14 protein-coding genes are annotated in these 16,325 nt (G+C 60.5%); 10 read left to right on the forward strand and 4 right to left on the reverse strand.

The genetic code is table 11. The annotated features are described in order from the left end of the window. Positions 1-2 precede the first annotated feature (2 nt). On the forward strand, positions 3-1,292 hold the full coding sequence (locus tag AC0L2R_RS13835; protein ID WP_473509552.1) for a glycosyltransferase family 4 protein: 1,290 nt from the start codon (positions 3-5) through the stop codon (positions 1,290-1,292). A gap of 583 nt (positions 1,293-1,875) precedes the next feature. Here AC0L2R_RS13835 and AC0L2R_RS13840 read toward each other — a convergent pair. Together AC0L2R_RS13840 and rfbF are read right to left on the reverse strand one after the other, a co-directional pair. Then, positions 1,876-2,919, reverse strand: a complete 1,044-nt coding sequence (locus AC0L2R_RS13840; RefSeq protein WP_473509737.1) for an NAD-dependent epimerase/dehydratase family protein — start codon at positions 2,917-2,919, stop codon at positions 1,876-1,878. Continuing rightward, positions 2,855-3,694, reverse strand: a complete 840-nt coding sequence (gene rfbF, locus AC0L2R_RS13845; protein ID WP_036262410.1) for a glucose-1-phosphate cytidylyltransferase — start codon at positions 3,692-3,694, stop codon at positions 2,855-2,857. The genes AC0L2R_RS13840 and rfbF overlap by 65 nt, the downstream gene beginning before the upstream one ends. A gap of 89 nt (positions 3,695-3,783) precedes the next feature. On the opposite strand from rfbF, the gene AC0L2R_RS13850 reads away from it, so the two are divergent. From AC0L2R_RS13850 to AC0L2R_RS13865, 4 genes are all read left to right on the forward strand, one after another. Then, entirely contained in the window at positions 3,784-4,608 is an 825-nt protein-coding gene (locus tag AC0L2R_RS13850; protein WP_473509553.1) for a PIG-L deacetylase family protein, read from the forward strand. A gap of 510 nt (positions 4,609-5,118) precedes the next feature. After that, positions 5,119-5,394 (forward strand): hypothetical protein, encoded by a 276-nt coding sequence (locus AC0L2R_RS13855; RefSeq protein WP_473509555.1) that lies wholly within the window; start codon positions 5,119-5,121, stop codon positions 5,392-5,394. Positions 5,395-5,436: 42 nt separating this feature from the next. Continuing rightward, on the forward strand, positions 5,437-6,300 hold the full coding sequence (locus tag AC0L2R_RS13860) for an FkbM family methyltransferase (RefSeq protein WP_236473096.1): 864 nt from the start codon (positions 5,437-5,439) through the stop codon (positions 6,298-6,300). A 153-nt stretch (positions 6,301-6,453) separates the two neighbouring features. Next, on the forward strand, positions 6,454-8,538 hold the full coding sequence (locus AC0L2R_RS13865) for an oxidoreductase (RefSeq protein ID WP_473509557.1): 2,085 nt from the start codon (positions 6,454-6,456) through the stop codon (positions 8,536-8,538). 551 nt (positions 8,539-9,089) lie between these two features. Here AC0L2R_RS13865 and AC0L2R_RS13870 read toward each other — a convergent pair. Beyond that, entirely contained in the window at positions 9,090-10,301 is a 1,212-nt protein-coding gene (locus AC0L2R_RS13870; RefSeq protein ID WP_473509559.1) for a glycosyltransferase family 4 protein, read from the reverse strand. A 456-nt stretch (positions 10,302-10,757) separates the two neighbouring features. Here AC0L2R_RS13870 and AC0L2R_RS13875 point away from each other — a divergent pair, with 456 nt between their 5' ends. Next, positions 10,758-11,663, forward strand: coding sequence for a glycosyltransferase family 2 protein (locus AC0L2R_RS13875; RefSeq protein WP_473509561.1), 906 nt, complete (start codon positions 10,758-10,760; stop codon positions 11,661-11,663). A gap of 173 nt (positions 11,664-11,836) precedes the next feature. Here AC0L2R_RS13875 and AC0L2R_RS13880 read toward each other — a convergent pair whose 3' ends face one another. Beyond that, on the reverse strand, positions 11,837-13,417 hold the full coding sequence (locus AC0L2R_RS13880) for a DUF4214 domain-containing protein (RefSeq protein ID WP_473509563.1): 1,581 nt from the start codon (positions 13,415-13,417) through the stop codon (positions 11,837-11,839). A gap of 270 nt (positions 13,418-13,687) precedes the next feature. Between AC0L2R_RS13880 and AC0L2R_RS13885 the strand changes: the two genes are divergently transcribed. The 4 genes from AC0L2R_RS13885 (at position 13,688) to AC0L2R_RS13900 (ending at position 16,271) form a co-directional block, all read left to right on the forward strand. After that, complete coding sequence (locus AC0L2R_RS13885) at positions 13,688-14,848, forward strand: glycosyltransferase family 4 protein (protein WP_473509739.1); 1,161 nt, start codon at positions 13,688-13,690, stop codon at positions 14,846-14,848. A 164-nt stretch (positions 14,849-15,012) separates the two neighbouring features. Continuing rightward, on the forward strand, positions 15,013-15,267 hold the full coding sequence (locus AC0L2R_RS13890) for a FitA-like ribbon-helix-helix domain-containing protein (protein WP_473509565.1): 255 nt from the start codon (positions 15,013-15,015) through the stop codon (positions 15,265-15,267). Then, a complete protein-coding gene (locus AC0L2R_RS13895; protein ID WP_473509567.1) occupies positions 15,264-15,701 on the forward strand; it encodes a PIN domain-containing protein in 438 nt (145 codons plus the stop codon). The genes AC0L2R_RS13890 and AC0L2R_RS13895 overlap by 4 nt, the downstream gene beginning before the upstream one ends. Before the next feature lie 114 nt (positions 15,702-15,815). Further along, positions 15,816-16,271 (forward strand): NUDIX hydrolase, encoded by a 456-nt coding sequence (locus AC0L2R_RS13900; protein WP_473509568.1) that lies wholly within the window; start codon positions 15,816-15,818, stop codon positions 16,269-16,271. Positions 16,272-16,325: the final 54 nt, after the last annotated feature.

Here is a 16,325-nt window from a genome sequence, read left to right on the forward strand (position 1 = left end):
ACATGAAGCTCGTATACGTCGGTCAGCCGTACGATAGACTTTTTCCGCCTGTTCAAAACTCAATCGGTCTGATCGTCTACAATACGGCGCTGCGGCTCGGCGAAGGCCTGCAGATTACGCTCTATGGCAAGCATTATCGAGACGACACGGTGCCCGCGGACCTGCCGTTCGCGGTGCGGCGGGCTGCGGCGCGGCGTGACCGCGCGTTGCAGCGGATCATCCGCCAGTTTCCGCGCCTGGCGCGCTGGCTGCGGCTGGATCGGAAGGCCGATGACCACTCGCAATATCGTAACAAGGTTCGTCGCTACCTCGCCGTCGATCGACCAGATATCGTCCATTTGATGAATTACTGGGCATGGTGCCGGGAACTGAAGGCAGCCAGCTCATCCCATCGGCTCGTGCTTGAGATGCAGTGTGAGTGGCTGTCACAGCGTGACCGCGATCAGGTGGCCGGTCAGCTCAAGGTGGTGGATGCGGTGGTCGCCGTCAGCGACCACATCGCAAGCACCTTTCGTTCTGCATTCCCGGACTATCCTGGCGTCGTTGCCACCGTCGGTAATGGCGTGGACGTTTCTTACTTTCGGCCGAGCGAGCAGCGGGCCTCCGCATCCACCAGAACCCGACGTGCCATCTTGTTCGTTGGGCGGGTATCGCCAGAGAAGGGGCTTCACACACTGATCGAGGCCTTCAGTGAGGTTGCGGCCAGGTTTGCGGACGTCGACCTTCGGATCGCAGGGCCGCAATCGCCGCTTTCCGTAGACTTCCTGACCAGCCTCTCGTCGGATCCGCGGGTTACCGCATTGAACCGTTTCTACGATTTCTGGGGCAATTGCAAATATCGGGAACACTTAGAAGAACTCATCGAGAGCCACGGGTTACGTGATCGAGTTCACTTCATGGGCAACGTGCCCCACAAGGACCTCGTAGCGACGTACCATGAGGCCGACATTGTGGTGAATCCGTCACTCAGCGAGAGCTTCGGAATATCGGTCGTGGAGGGCATGGCCTGCGGGATACCGGTGGTTGGAACGCGCGTGGGCGGGATGTGTGAATCCATTCTAGCTGGCAACACCGGGATGCTGGTCGAAGCCGATGCTCCTGGCGAGCTCGCCCAGGCATTGATCACGATGCTGGAGGATACGGTCCGGGCAAGCGAAATGGGCAGCGAAGGGCGCAAGCGTGCCGTCGAGCTGTATTCGTGGGAGGCGCGCGCAGAACGGCTCAAGTCAGTCTATCAGAAGCTGCGCCCAGGCACGCCGGTCCATGTTTCCACAAAGGTCGTGAGCCATTGAGCCTTAGCGGTGGGCGGCGCTCGCCAAGTGCCTCACAGCATGTGTAGGCCGATGTGATGAGCATGCGGCGACCCTCAGTGTAGCGCTCAACGCGGTGGGAGTATCGGTTTACCGGCCAACCCGTATCGGATTGAAATGGGCCCGTCAGGCCCGCCGTTCTTTCCCTAACGGGCGTCAGGGGCACCCAGCCCAAAGGGCGGAGAGAGGCCGAGTGAACCTGTTCTACAATTCGCAACACATTGCTGGTGGCGAGGCGGTGGTCTCGGGATCGTAACGCGACGCGGCGACCAGATTTTGCGCGACGCATCCAGAAAAGCCGGCGTATGGGCTGGTCGGAGTTCGAGACCCTGACGGCGCGCGGGTCGCGAAGAGCCGAGTGCGGGAAAGCCGCACGCCCGGATCTGTGAGGGCGAAAGCCGAATGGCTGAGCTACTCGACCTTGAGGGAAAGCCTATCGGCTAGGGGCGTCGTGCCGAGCTTCAGGAAAGTGTCGATGTGACTTCCGCCGCAGGAGCGGCAAACCTGCTCGGTTACAGAGCCTGCACCAGCAATCATCATGGCCATGGCTCCCGGCTGTGTTTGTTCAAACCGCTACCGCTAACTGCGACGTGCGGCGCAGATCGGTATCCAGTTCGCCATCTTGGATCAGCTTCTGCACATGGGCGATGCGCTTGAACCGCTCGCCCTCGAAATCCCCAAGTGCAAGACCCGCCGCGCGAAATGTGTGATAGAGCTGTTCGATACCGCGCCGCGCTGTCCATTGCGGCTTAAACCCGTGCAGGCGGCGACCAATATAGGTGCAGTCGACGCGATAGCACCGTTTGTCTGGCCCGGCGTCGGGCGCGAACTTCACCCGGCTGTCGGGAACGATCGTTTGCACCAACTCCGCGATCTCCCGAATCTGATAGTTTTCCGTGGTCAAGCCGACATTGAATGCCTCGTTGTGGACCAGCTCTCGCTCGGCCTCGAGTACCGCGGTATAGGCCAGCGCAATGTCTTCCACATGGACGATCGGACGCCATGGCGAACCGTCGCTCTTGAGATAGACCAGGCCGGTCGTGTAGGCCCAGGCGGTCAGGTTGTTGACCACCAGGTCGAAGCGGATGCGAGGCGACAGGCCGTAAGCAGTGGAAGCACGCAGGAATGTCGGGCTGAACGATCGATCCGCCATCGGCGCGACCGCTCGCTCCACATTTGCCTTCGAGGCGCCGTAAGGCGTAACCGGGTTGAAGGGAGCATCTTCAGTTAGAAAGCTGTCGCCGGCCGCGCCGTAATTGCTGCAAGAGGAGGCATACAGGAACCGCTGGACGCCGGCGGCCTTGGCGAGCTGCGCAAGCCTTACCGAAGCGCCGCAGTTGATTTCCTCGGTAAGCAGGGGTCGGTAGTCCCCCAACGGATCGTTTGACAGTCCGGCGAGATGGATGATCGCGTCGAAGCCGGCGACGTCGTCGATGTCGATGTCGCGGATGTCTTTCTCGATCGTCGGCACTTCGGCCAACGTCCCTACGAAAGTGCATGACCGGAAGATGTCGCTGTCTAGGCCGGTGACGTCATGGCCGCGTTCAAGCAGCATCGGAGTCAGGACGGAACCGATGTAGCCGAGGTGGCCTGTAACCAGAACTTTCATCGATCGATTCCCATGTTTTCCAGGGCGCTTGCCCGCTGTCCCACAATTTTTGAAGGAGATGCTTTTCACGGATGGTGTCCATGCATTGCCAGAAGGATTCGTGGCGATATGCCATCAGTTGGCCGTCAGTCGCGAGCCGCTGCATTGGCGCGTGTTCGAACATGACATCGTCGCCGTCGATATAGTCCTTTATGCCCGGCTCGAGCACGAAGAAGGCGCCATTGATCCACCCCTCCGAGGCCTGTGGCTTTTCCGTGAAGTCGACGACGCGATGGCCATCGAATTCGATGTGCCCGTAGCGTGCTGGCGGACGCACCGCCGTCATCGTTGCAAGCTTGCCATGCGATTTGTGGAAGGCGATCAGCCTATCAAGGTTGACGTCCGAAACGCCATCGCCCCAGGTGAGCATGAACGTCTCGTCGCCCATCCAGTCGATCAGGCGTTTTATGCGGCCGCCCGTCAGCGTATTCAGTCCCGTCTCCACAAGATCGACGGACCAGTCAGGCAGCGAGTTCGAGTGGCGCTTGACGCTTCCCGATGCGGCATTGACAGTCAAGCTGCCATCGAATGCGACATAGTCGCTGAACCAGCGTTTGATGTATTCGCCCTTGTATCCCAGGGCGACGGCGAATTCGCGGTGTCCATAGGCATAATAATGCATCATGATATGCCAAAGGATCGGCTTTGCTCCGATTTCGACCATTGGTTTCGGCCGGATCTCGGTTTCTTCCGCCAGCCGTGTTCCCAGTCCGCCAGCAAGAATTCCTACCTTCATTGTTTTCTCACCCCAATCGCCTACAGTGTTTTGCTACCATGCGCAGGTCGGGTTGAACCACACCGAAGAAGGGATGATCGGAACCATCGATGCATGACGTCAGGCATACGATTGGCGCTATGCTCGATAGAGCGATGTGTAACCAGTCTCATCCATTCGACGTAGCAGACTGGCAGGCATCGGCGGTCATCATCGCACCCCATCCCGATGATGAAACGCTGGGATGTGGAGGGGTCGCCAGCAAGAAGCTTAGCTCGGGCGCCGATGTCCAGTTTATTTTCGTCACCGACGGCTCGGCGTCGCATGCACATCGGGTTGAGGGCCAGGCCCTACGGATCATCCGTGAGGGCGAAGCGATCGAGGCGGTTTGCCGGTTGGGCGGATCTGCTGATCGGGTGAGATTCCTGCGTGTTCCCGACGGCATGGCTAAGCATCATGTCGGCAAGATCGCAGACGCGATCGCTGAGTTGCTTTTCGCTTGGCAACCACAGAGCGTGTTCGTCACCCATGCAAAAGAGCCGCCGGCGGACCATGTTGCCACCAATCTTGGCGCGCGAGGCGCGCTGCAACTGTATGGCCGGCGCGTGACCGTGTTCGAATATCCCGTCTGGTACTGGTATCAGTGGCCGTGGGTTCGTCTGCACGATCGAGTGCGTGGATTCAATCGCACCGCATTGCGGCAAACGGTCCGGACCCTTGCCGGCTTGCGGGGCGTTAAGATGTTCAACTCCCACGCTTTTATCGGCGACGTGATAGATGTAAAACGTCACGCGCTGGCAGCTCACCGGTCCCAGATGGAGCGGCCGGCGGGACTCGACGACTGGCCTATCCTGGCGGACGTAGGTGGGGGCGATTTGCTGAATCGGCTGCTGAGCGAGCACGAGATGTTCACGCGATACGAGCTTAATGCGTGAACGTAGGCGGCCTGAAGCGTCTCGGGAGGAAGTCGGCGGGTGGTCATGACCTGTTCGGGTTCGACCCAAAGCTGCGGTGCGGCTTCGATCCCTCTGCGACTTTACTTGCGGCCCGTTTTGGATGCGCCGCCGTTCCATCCAAAGACAGAGCCTCGGGTCCGTTCTGGTATCGCCGGCCGGCCGATCCCTGGCAAGGTGAATGGGAACAGATACGGCTCGGCGTGGGAGTGGATGCGATCGCGGCAATCGATGTTGACGACTGATGCGCGGAAGTGATCGCCAGCGCGGCGCAGGCGAGACGCTGAACTTGGCGTGGCTTCAGGCGCAGCAGGCGTCAGCGCGGGGCTTTGAGGAACGTGCATCGGCGAGGCCGGCAGCCACGAGCTCGGGGCTCAGGGCCATGCACTGGCGCAGATCGTCGAAGGCGGCCGGCCCGGCGACCTCAGGCCAAACTGGGAGCAGCAGGAAATTACCTCGCGCGGCTCGCTCAACAGTCTTTCGGTGGCCGATATGAATGACGACGGCCGGCCGGACCTCGTCATGGCCGAGCACCGCGGCGCCCTGCGCCTTTCGCTCTGGCGCAATTTGGGCGGCGGGCGGTTCATCGAGCAGGTGGTCGACGAGGGCGTCGAGAGCCATCTCGGCGCCCGAACGGCGACCTCGACGGCGACGGCGATCGTGAGATCGTTTCGATCGGGTGGCGATGCTCCCCACGCGATCCATATCTTGCGCAACGATGCCACCGTTCCATCGGACCGGGAGGCCGGGCAGGTACCCCCAAGATGAGATATGGCCCGACAATCGGAGTAGCGATCAGCCGGAGGGAGTATGAGCCGGCGACCGTTGTCGGGCTCGATCCCGAGCGCACAATCTGTCACCTTCGCGGCGAGCGGCATGGGCTGGCCCCGTCCCGAGGCGTCGCAAAATGGGGAAGAGCGCGTGACATTGACGGCAAGGTTCCTCAGCGTGTTCGGCGACGCGCGCGTCATAGCCAAGGGCGAGGCCGCCGGTCTCAAGCTCGTGGCGAAGCGCGCCGACCCCAACTTTGTTCGCGGCACCTACGAGCCGCCCATCCAACAGGCGATCGCGGCAAACCTGGCGCCTGGGGACGCCTTTTTCGACATCGGCGCGAATATAGGTTTCTTCAGCCTCATCGCCGCGCGCCGCGTCGGGCCGCGCGGCCAAGTCTATGCGTTCGAACCTGTTCCCCGCAACGCCGCCGCTGTCGCAGAAAGTGCACGGCTCAGTGGGTTCGACACGATACGGGTGTTTGCCGAAGCCGCCGGCGCCACATCCGGCCGTGGCCAGCTTCTGCTCGCCCATCACATCGGCGGCGCCGCGCTTGCCTCGGCGGGAGCACCGCCGGACATGAGTGGCCGGCTGGAGGTCAGCATAGTCGCTATCGACGATGCCATCGCCCACCGAGGCCTCAGGCCGCCCTCGCTGGTCAAGATCGACGTGGAAGGCGCCGAAATCGACGTCCTGGGCGGTATGACGGAGACGCTGCGGAGTCACCGTCCGAAGGTGATTTATGAGGTCGACGATGCAACGCGCGAGGGGCTCGACCGCAAGGCCCGAAAGATCGCGGAACTCCTGACTGCTTCCGGCTACGCATTGAAACCGCTGCCAGCCTCCTATGGCAATGGGGAATGGCGGGTCGAACACGTCTTGGCGCAGCCGGTGGGCGCTTAAGAACTGGATTTGCGGCGTCATGGCAGGGATTCCACGCAGGGACAGCAAGCCTGATCAACGGGACAAGCGAGGCAGTGCGCGACTTCTGTCCGGGACTGCGACACGACATCGATGCCTTGAAGAATCTCGTACGACGACGTGAGGAGGGTCTTGTTGTTGCACCGTCATGACTGGGTAGAAACTGCTGAAGAGGCTGGGTCCGGAGTTGCCCGGCCGGAGGTTCTTGTCGCAGACGATTTTCAAGATGAACGCGCCCGCGGTGCGGTAATTGGCACCTTGGCAGTCAAGGGAGGCGTCAGGCGAGGACGCGACATCGAACGCCAGATCGCGATCGATCACGGCGCACTTCGTTTCCAGCCGCTCGTCAGGCCAGGTTGGGGCCGGCAAGGGATCTCCTATGGTCCCTTTCAGCGAGAGGCTGGTCTGGTGCTATTGGTCTCGATCACCAACGGCCACAACACATCGCAGGGATCGCCATTGCCTGATGACCTCGCCAGGCGAGTCTACCGTTGGCTGCGAGGACCCGGCATTGATCCATGGCCCGGCCGTCTGGTTTCCCTGATATATGCGCCGCGAAAGAGGCTCACCCTTCGCCGTTTTTGGTGGTGGACGCTTAGCACCTCCAGAACCTACCGGGGACCGAACATCGACGAGAACCTGGCTGTCGGTTGGTTCCCCAGTGAGGCGCCGATTAATCCCGTGGAAGAGGGCTGCGGCTTTGTCGTTCATGCCGCCGAAGGCGAAAACGGCGAGCTGTGGGCTCGTGTAGGAAAGCAATGCCTGAGTGCGTTTCGGCGCCTAAAGAACGTTCATGTCTATTATGTCGTGGCGTTGCGAGAGCAGGGCGCTGTCTATTATGCGGCCGCCGACCAAAAAGCCCACGGTCTTGCCGCTTTTCCGATGATGCGTCCGATCGCGATCGATCCTTTCAACAAGGACGAAAAGCTGTTTGCGGGTGTTCATCAGTCGGCACTTGGCCAGATCGGGTTTCGGGTCGACACACGCGTCCAAGCGGTTCAAGTCGGGCGGATACCTGAATTTTCGACGCTGTTTGGCACCGCCCACGCTGCCGATGCACTCGTCGAAGGCTGGCCGGGGCAAATCGCTGCAATCGGGGGGCGGTGGCATTTTTCGCAGGACGCTGGCGATAACCTATCCGTCGTCGATCCTGGTCGCCCTTCAGGATTGATCCACGGACTGCTGGCAATTGGCGCCATCTCGGATGTGTGTGGTCTTGTCTGTCGGTTTCGGGACAACGACAATTTCTGGGTGCTGAAACTGTCGACGCTCGGATGGACCTTGGTGCGCAAGCAATCGGGCAAAGAGATTACGATCGCGACCGGTACGGAACACGCTTTGCGCAAGTGTTCTATCCATTCGGTCCAGATTCTTGACTGGAACGGTCAGCTGAGCTGCTTTCTTGACGGGGTTCGCCTCTTCGAATCGTCTGTCAGTGCCGATTCAGTTGAAAACGCTACAGGAGTAGGTATATGGAAAAGCTTCGACAGTGAGCCGCGCTGGCATAATTTCGAGGCTCATCCTTGCGAAGTTCCCATCCCATTGATGGCGCCTCTGGAGGCGCCTTGGAACCAACTCGGAACAAGCCTGTCCTACGCCGACGGCTTTGCCGGTATTGCCGGCGAACTGGATCGCCGCACGTCGGAGTTGGGCGACGGACAATGGGTCAGAACACTGGGCGCCGGGGTCATCGACGTCGACGGGCTGGGCAGCGCCCGTGTGCGCGCGAGCGTGGACAGACCGAACCCGGGTCGAACATTCTATTCGCTGCCATGGGATCTACCGGGATTCGCCGATCTCGAGGTCACCATCGAGCCTCCTGGGGAGCGCCGAGGACAAGATCAGCGCAGCCGGGCAGGACTGCTCTTCTGGCAAGACAGCGACAACTACGTTTGTGTCACGACCTGGCTCGACGATGTCCACCAGGGTGCTTCGATTTCGGTGTTCATCAAGCGGCTCGGCTTTGAGGAACTTTATGACGCGGTTTGGACCAATGTGGCGGACAAGGTCGTTTGGGGAAAACGCTTTTGCATGCGCGTTGCATTCGACGGAAATCGGTTTGCGATCCTGATCGACGAGGAACTGGTGATGCAGCGAAGCCTCACCGACATCTATCCCGACGATGCTGCCCTTCAAATTTTGCGGGTCGGGCTCGCCGTCAACTGGGAATGGGAAGATGACACGGGCTCGGTGTTCACGTCGTTCAAGGCCCGGCGCTGAGCGAAAGAAGGTTTTCGTTTTCCAAGCCGTGAACGGTGGGTGACGATTGCCTTGTCATACAGGTCCCGGGTCGACTGGGCTATTTTTTCCCAGGCATAGAGATCGGCGACGGGCGGCTCCCCGGCGTCCGACTTCATTGCTTGACTCAGGATCGGCGAAAAGGCGGACGTTGCGTTCGAAAGTGCGGCCGGATCATTTTTTTCGTTAATCCGATTCTCCATGCAACTGAGAAATGTTGCAGAAGGCTGATGTGAGAACGCCGGTGTCGCCCGAAGCCAGACGAGGGCACGGTTTGGCCCATCGCGGGCGCGGCATGTTCGTTTGACATGGATCCACCTTGGCGGAGACTTTCACGTTAACACCGCCGTAGCCGGCCAAAGCTGGTGCTTTCGTTCGCCTTCGAGGTTGCGCGGACGGTCCGACCAAGATGTCAGGGCGTCGAAGCAGCCAACGTCAAGACCGCCAGGCGGCCGCCCTTTGACGCGACCGGCATGCCGCCCCCGATCGACGGCCTCCGGTTCGAGTCGTTCGATAGGCTCAGCGGATCTTGATCAGCGCAGAGCCATTGCGTCCACCTGCAGCATCAGCTCGAGGTAGATTTCAGCGATGGAGCGCCAGGAATAGCTGAGGGATTTTTTATGGCCTGCCTCGATCAACCGTTGGCGCAAATCCGGATATCGCTGGATGTCGAGTACCGCTCTGGCCCAATGTGCCAGATCATCCGGATCGGCATAGAGCGCTGCGTCCTGGCAGACCTCGGGGAGGCAAGGCGATGTCGAGGCCACGACCGGGCATCCGATCCTCATGGCTTCGACGGCAGGCAACCCGAAACCCTCGATCCTGGACGGAAAAAGAAAGCACAATGCACCCGACAGAGCTTTCTTGAAATCATCATCGCTGATCCGTCCGAGGAGCCGGAGATTGTCTGGCTTCGGCTGCGCAAACCGGGAAATCTGCGCTTCGTCGATTTCGCCCGCCATCCACAGGTCCAAGCCCAACGCGTCAAGCAGCGGAGCAAGCCGGACCAGCAATTCGGCGTTCTTGTATTTTTGATCGCGCCCCAGGCATAGCACATAGGGGCGGTCGGGCCGGATTTGCAGCTTCGATCGATCGGCATCCCATCGTTCCGCATGGTCGCTGCCGTTATATGTGACGGTGATCTTCTCCTGCGGTGCGATGCCGTATTTGATGAGATGCTGCCGCGAAAGCTGCGAGACGGTGGTTATATGTGCGGCCCGTCGGCCAAGCAGCGGAAGAATGAAGCGGTGGGCCCATCGGAAGCCGCGCCCATAACTCTCCGGCATCAGCCTGGTATGCAGGTCGTGGATGCATGCGATTTGCCGTGTCAGCGCCACCGGCGCCAGATTGCAGAAGCTGAGCAACCCGCCCTCAACGTGGCGTGGCAGTTGCATCTGCACCCAGAATTGCGGAAGGCGCGGTTTGTTGAATTCGGGGACGACCCGAATGCCAATCGCCTGCAGCGGCAATTGCTCCCGACGCGGGACTGCCAGATCAAGTTCAAGTCCCTGCGCCAACGGATGGCCCTCGTCCAGGAGAGCGTCGAGCGCAAGCGTGACCTCGCGCGCATAGCGGGCAACGCCGTTTGGAGGCAGCGCGACGAAATCGCCATTTATGGTCCAGCGCCTGGTGCGGCCACCGCGGGCCCCCCCGTCCTCAGCGGGAACCGCCGGAAATGAGCTCTTGCCATACCTCTCGAATGGAAGCGGGTCGGCGCCGATTGTCCCGGCCGCCCTGGCGGCCACGGCGGCAGGTCTTCCGTAATTTCGCTGTCCCATAAAGTGCACCATGTCGCGCGATCCACATTCAACCTAGCATCCGGGAGACAGTGCGAACCTCTGCACCTTCGAAGTATGAGCTTATCCCTTGGCGTTAATCCGAGGTCCGCACTGCCTCGCGCTGCTGACGGAGCAGAGTCATGCCCGCGACATTGAAATGAAATTGGTCGTGCCACCTGTCCGGCCGCGTGAGGCGTTCACCCTGGGAAGATTCGGGCACCAATTGTGGAAGGCCGTGAACCTGCGCGGCCGCTAAGCCCAAAGGAGAGGCATGCGATCCGAAGATGGGGTTGCTACACCTATCGAGGCAGGCGGTAGCGCCGGATTAGCCCCGCAGCCCCCCTTTTTAACAGGCTGTCTGCCCACATCCCAGGGCTTACCGTCGCAGCGAAATCGCCCTTGTCGCCTCTGGCTGGATTGTGCATGAAGCTCGTCGTGATCATTGCAACCCTTGGCCGCGGCAGCCAACTTTGCCGATTGCTGTCGCATCTGCAGCGCCAGACGCAACCGCCTGACGAAGTTGTCGTTTCCGCGCCCGATGCCACGCATGTCGAGCTTCCTGAGACGATCAGCTTCCCGGTTTCCCTTGTCTTCGGGAAGAAAGGGTCATGCGTGCAACGCAACAGCGCGCTCGACCACGCGAGCGGGCGTTTCGATGTCGTCACCTTCTTCGACGACGATTTCGTGCCGGCCGACGACTATCTCGAGCGCGTCAAGAGAGCTTTCGAAGAGCATGACGACTGGGCTGTTGTCATGGGCAGAGTGGTCCAGGACGGCGCCGTCAACGCCGGGTTGGATTGGCACGACGCCATGCTGGCTCTCCACCAGTCGGAGCAGGAGCCGCCGCCGCAGCCCGAGGTCGTCCATCATCTCGGCGCATATGGTTGCAACATGTCCATTCGGGCCGCCAGGATCGGCAAGTTGCGCTTCGACGAGCGCCTGGTTCTCTATGGCTGGCAGGAGGACATAGATTTTTCCAGCCAATTGAGGTCGTGCGGCCGCGTCGTCGCGGTGAATACGATCCGCGGCGTCCATCTTGGTATCAAGACCGGGCGCGTGAGCGGCGAGCGGTTCGGATATTCGCAGATCGTCAATCCGGTTTATCTGATCAAGAAGGGAACCATGCCGGCTACATTCGCACTGCCGCTCATGGCGCGCAATGTCGCCGCCAACCTTGTGCGCAGCGTGCGCCCAGAGTCTTACATCGACCGCCGCGGAAGGCTGCGCGGCAACATCCTTGCCATGCTTCATGTCCTGACGGGGCGCATCGAACCCGAATATGTTCTTGATATGGGCAGAATCCGCCATCCCGGAGATCCTCACTCATGATCCTCGCAATTGGCGTTGCCCGTTCCGGTAGTCGCGAAAAAGGCGGCCGGGGCACCGCTCGGGCCACAGGACAATGCGCAAAGATGGTGCTTATGGCGAACTGCCAGCATCATGTTTCGACCGCTGTCCAGGCCACCCCAACGACAATCTTGCGGCCAGTAATATTCATTGAACTATTGAGGCTCGTTCGGAAACAGAACCTTGTGTCTGGAGCGGAACTCAGGTGAATGGATCAATTCCGCCACGATCCGTTCTCCACTCGCCTCGCCGCTGTCCAGTTTCGACACGTAATCAGAAAGCCCATGGCCGTCTGGCTCCCGTCCCAGCAATGTCCGATAGAGAATGGCGATATATTGCGCATTTCCAAGACCAACTGGCTGATTGTCGGTCCTGAATTCGACCGAAAGCAACAGCTTTGTCAGTATCGGAAATATGGATGGATCCTTCTTCATCGCGACGACCTCGCGCCACTGCTCGGCTGGAGACGGCATGCGATGCAAGATAACGCAGTAAGCATATGCAATCTGGTTGGCCGGGAGGGCAGACTTGTCGAACGCATCAAGCGAACAGGGCTGAAATGTGTCGGTCACGGGAACGCTGGGCACCGACACCTGGCCCGCAGGCGGCGGGCTCTCCCTCGCGACCGTCGACGAACTCGAGCCTGCATTGCCGTTCGCAATGGCCTTCTTTACGGCATCATATGCCGGCTTTCGCCCGCTCGGCGCCCATAGCCCATCGCCGCGCTTCTTCAGGTGCACGAGGCCCATAAAGGCCTCGTAGCTTGGCGCCCAGTACGGCTCGTCGAGCAGTTCGTAGATATGGGCTGCTTCCAATCCATATGGAGATTGATATCGGCGCAGCATAGTCATCGTCTGCACCAGTCCGTCCGCCTGCTGATTTTCTCCCCCCTGGCTGCCCCCAGGGTAGTTGAATTCGGTCAGCCAGATTGGACGACCGAAAGTGGCCAGGAACTTGAATGCTTCCTCGGGGTCGCCCCCGTAAAGATGCCAGACCGATATATCCCATCTGATGCCGTCCTGCAGCATCCGGGTGAACGCTCCGCGGTGACCCCAGCCGGCCGTTCCCATTGCTTTTCTTATGGTCGGATCCACCGCGACGGTTGCATCCGACAGACCGCGCAGCACCGCGCTCACCTTAGACCAGCGTGGGCTGAAGTAATGGGACGTCTCGGTGCCGCCGGCAGGGCCCCAGGAGCAATTGTATTGTATTCCGCCTTCCCGCATCTCGCAGGGCATCAAGATGGCATAATTCTCCATCTCGTTGCCAAGCTCCCAAACGCGGATGTCGTCCTTGAAGCGGGATACCAGTGTCGACGCGAGATGGTAGGCCTGCGCATAGAGGTCATCGACGGTCCCATTGTCCAGGTCGAGGCCGGGCGTGATTACCGGCAGGATCTCGACTCCGCGCTCCTTGCCCGCCTTGACCAGTTCGGCAAGTTTGGTGGCGCTGTCGAGACTGGAAATGTTGACGCGATACGACTTCATGCCGAGGTCGCGGACATAATCGATTTGCTGTTCGATCGATATCCCGGGATAGGCGGTAAAGGGATGGCCATTCACCCCCCAGAGCAGATCCGCTGCGCACGAAGCTGTCATGCCCAGCAGGCATGCCAGGGTTGTCCACAGACGTCTGGTCGCGGCGACGGCCCGTCCAACGGAACCTGGTTGCGATGGATTGGTCGGCCGCTGCATCAGCGCGAACTTGCATGTTTTGCGCCAGACATCATGCGGCATCACTCCACTCGCTGAACTCGCCTGACATCCATCCGAGCACGACGATTGAGATCTGCCGCACTGCCCAACGCAGTCTAGCAAAACCGCGCCACGCAGAACCTCACACATTTGGCGTAAACGCCCATGATTGGCCTCGCCATTCGGATGAGAGCTGCCGGGAAGCCTCTGAAGCAAACGACCGGGTACGTCCCAAAGGCCAGGATGACCCTGCTGTCCTGGTCGTCCAAAGTTTGGAACTGAGGCATGGCGCTGGTGATCAAAAACCCTGTGATGACACGACATTGGACAATCAACGGCCGCTTTCTCGCGCAGCCGACCACCGGAGTTCAACGCTACGCACGCGAGATCGTTTCGGCGCTGGATGCCTTGATCGTGGGCCAGGCTGCCTTGACACGGGATCTGACGGTCGAGTTGCTGGTCCCGCCGGGGGCGCTCGACAATATGCCCCTGGCAGCGATCCGTGTCCGGACTGTCGGCAGCTTTGGCGGACATTTATGGGAACAGGCTGTGCTTCCGGCCTGTCTTCGCGGCGGGCTGCTTAGCCTCTGCAATACGGGCCCTGTGACGGTTCGTCGACAGGTGCTGTGCATTCACGACGTCAATACACGGGCATGCCCGCAGAGCTATTCATTTCCATTTCGGCTTCTCTACCGCACCTTGGTTCCTGCCTTGGGCCGGGCCGCGCATAAGATTACGACGGTGTCGAAATACTCTGCGGGTGAACTGGCGCGCTATGGCGTGTGCCCGGCGGCAAAGGTCGAAATTGTAGGCAATGGGCATGAACATGCGTTGCGATGGGCTCCTTGCCACTCGCAACAAACACTGGCAGTGGCCGGCCCTGCTACGATCGTCGTGCTTGGCAGTTCTATCCCGCACAAAAATGTCGGCTTGATCATCGGCATGCACGAGCGTCTTGCCGCGGCGGGGCTGCAGATTGTTGTTGTCGGCGCGTCAACGTCCCGCGTTTTCGCCAGCAGCGGCGACCAGAAATCGCAAAACGTCATTTGGCTGGGAAGAAGGTCGGACGCGGAACTCGGCGCGCTTCTGCGCGATTGCCTATGCCTCGCGTTCCCCTCCTTGGTCGAGGGTTTCGGGCTGCCGCCCCTCGAAGCCATGGCACTGGGATGTCCGGTGGTCATGTCGGACCGTGCCAGCCTGCCCGAAATCGGCGACGATGCGGTGTTGTACGCATCACCTTGCGACGAGAATGCGTGGTTCGATTGTTTTATGCGCCTGGTCCACGAAGAAGGCCTCAGAACCAAATTGATCGCACGCGGTCGCGCCAGGGCGGCGCGATTTCAGTGGGCCGCGTCGGCTCAGCGCTATCTGGAACTGATGGCCAGCGTGGATGGATTTCCGTCACTACCACCGCTCATGGAAGTCGAATGCGACCCGAATGAGCGACTTGCGGCGGCGGCCAGTATCATTTGAGATCGTCTCGAGCCCAACGGAAATTTGCCATTCAGGCGCACCACTCCCGTTCAACTCGCATGAGTAGATGGGGATCGGGACCAGATGTTTCCGGTCAGGGTTGCGCCTATTGTTGCACTTGCGTAGAATGCAAGCATGTCAATCATCTTGAGGGCTTGCAAGCAATGCCATCTATCACAGTCCGCAACGTGCCCGACGAAGTGCACCGCGCCTTACGGGTGCGCGCAGCCATGCACGGGCGTAGCGCAGAAGCCGAAATCCGCGACATCCTGGAGAAGGCGGCGCGGCCCGAGGGCCGTGTCAAGCTCGGCTCGCTCCTGGCCGCCATCGGCCGCGAGGCCGGACTCGCGGATGAAGACGTGCGCGCATTACAGAACCTCCGCGACAAGACCCCGGCCGAGCCGATGAAGTTTGAATGATCCTCGTCGACACAAACGTGATTTCCGAGCCGTGGAAGCTCGCGCCCGACCCGGGTGTCGTGGCGTGGATCGACGCGCAGGCTATCGAAACGCTCTATCTATCGGCCATCACTGTAGCCGAGTTGCGTTTCGGTATCGCAGCGCTGCCTGCCGGCAAGCGCCGCGAAACCTTGCACGAGCGCATGGAGCGGAGCGTGTTGCCGCTGTTCAGGGCGCGCGTGTTGCCCTTCGATCTTGACGCTTCGCAAGCCTATGCCGAACTGGCGGCGAACGCCAAAGCGGCCGGCAAGGCAATCGGCAAGGCTGATGGCTATATCGCCGCCACAGCCGCTGCACGGGGCTTCATGATCGCGACACGCGACACCAGCCCTTTCGAGGCTGCGGGGCTGAATGTCGTCAATCCCTGGGTTGGCCAAGCAACGAGCGAGATTTGACCTGGCGTCAGTAGCCGGTCGCATCGACGCAGGGCAGGGCAGTCTTTCGACAAACGGAACATGTCCCGTTCAGCCTGCCTGCGATGATAGGCTGGATGGCGGAGGCATGAGGCGATGGCGAAAAGAAGTGCAGGCGTCCTGCCTTACCGCAGATCGACCGGTGAACTGCAGGTGCTGCTTGTCCATCCGGGCGGGCCGTTCTGGCAAAGCCGCGATCTCGGCGCATGGTCGATTGCAAAGGGCGAGCATGGTGATGACGAACAGCCGGAAGCTGCGGCGCGTCGCGAATTTGTGGAGGAAACCGGCTGGGAGCTTAAGGGAGCGCTGCTTCCGCTGGGAGCGCTGCGCCAGCCCGGCGGCAAGCTTGTTACGGCCTTCGGCGTCGAAGACGATTTCGACGCCGGCACCTTGCGCAGCAACATGTTCGAGATGGAATGGCCGCCGCGCAGCGGCCGCATGCAGACTTTTCCTGAGATCGATCGCGCAGGGTGGTTCGGCCTCGAAATGGCCCGGGAAAAGCTGCTTGTCGGCCAGCGGCCTTTTCTCGACCGGCTTGTGATGTCTGTCTAAGGGTCGACCCAATGGCCCGACTGACATCTTCAGCCTGGGTATATGATCGATAGA

Source organism: Mesorhizobium sp. WSM4820 (genome assembly GCF_055811075.1).

Coding starts and splice junctions, on each gene's coding strand:
- AC0L2R_RS13835 (WP_473509552.1), top strand. CDS start 3: ATGAAGCTCGTATACGTCGGTCAGCCGTACGATAGACTTTTTCCGCCT.
- AC0L2R_RS13840 (WP_473509737.1), bottom strand. CDS start 2,919: ATGAAAGTTCTGGTTACAGGCCACCTCGGCTACATCGGTTCCGTCCTG.
- rfbF (WP_036262410.1), bottom strand. CDS start 3,694: ATGAAGGTAGGAATTCTTGCTGGCGGACTGGGAACACGGCTGGCGGAA.
- AC0L2R_RS13850 (WP_473509553.1), top strand. CDS start 3,784: ATGCATGACGTCAGGCATACGATTGGCGCTATGCTCGATAGAGCGATG.
- AC0L2R_RS13855 (WP_473509555.1), top strand. CDS start 5,119: ATGAATGACGACGGCCGGCCGGACCTCGTCATGGCCGAGCACCGCGGC.
- AC0L2R_RS13860 (WP_236473096.1), top strand. CDS start 5,437: ATGAGCCGGCGACCGTTGTCGGGCTCGATCCCGAGCGCACAATCTGTC.
- AC0L2R_RS13875 (WP_473509561.1), top strand. CDS start 10,758: ATGAAGCTCGTCGTGATCATTGCAACCCTTGGCCGCGGCAGCCAACTT.
- AC0L2R_RS13880 (WP_473509563.1), bottom strand. CDS start 13,417: ATGCCGCATGATGTCTGGCGCAAAACATGCAAGTTCGCGCTGATGCAG.
- AC0L2R_RS13885 (WP_473509739.1), top strand. CDS start 13,688: ATGACACGACATTGGACAATCAACGGCCGCTTTCTCGCGCAGCCGACC.
- AC0L2R_RS13890 (WP_473509565.1), top strand. CDS start 15,013: ATGCCATCTATCACAGTCCGCAACGTGCCCGACGAAGTGCACCGCGCC.
- AC0L2R_RS13895 (WP_473509567.1), top strand. CDS start 15,264: ATGATCCTCGTCGACACAAACGTGATTTCCGAGCCGTGGAAGCTCGCG.
- AC0L2R_RS13900 (WP_473509568.1), top strand. CDS start 15,816: ATGGCGAAAAGAAGTGCAGGCGTCCTGCCTTACCGCAGATCGACCGGT.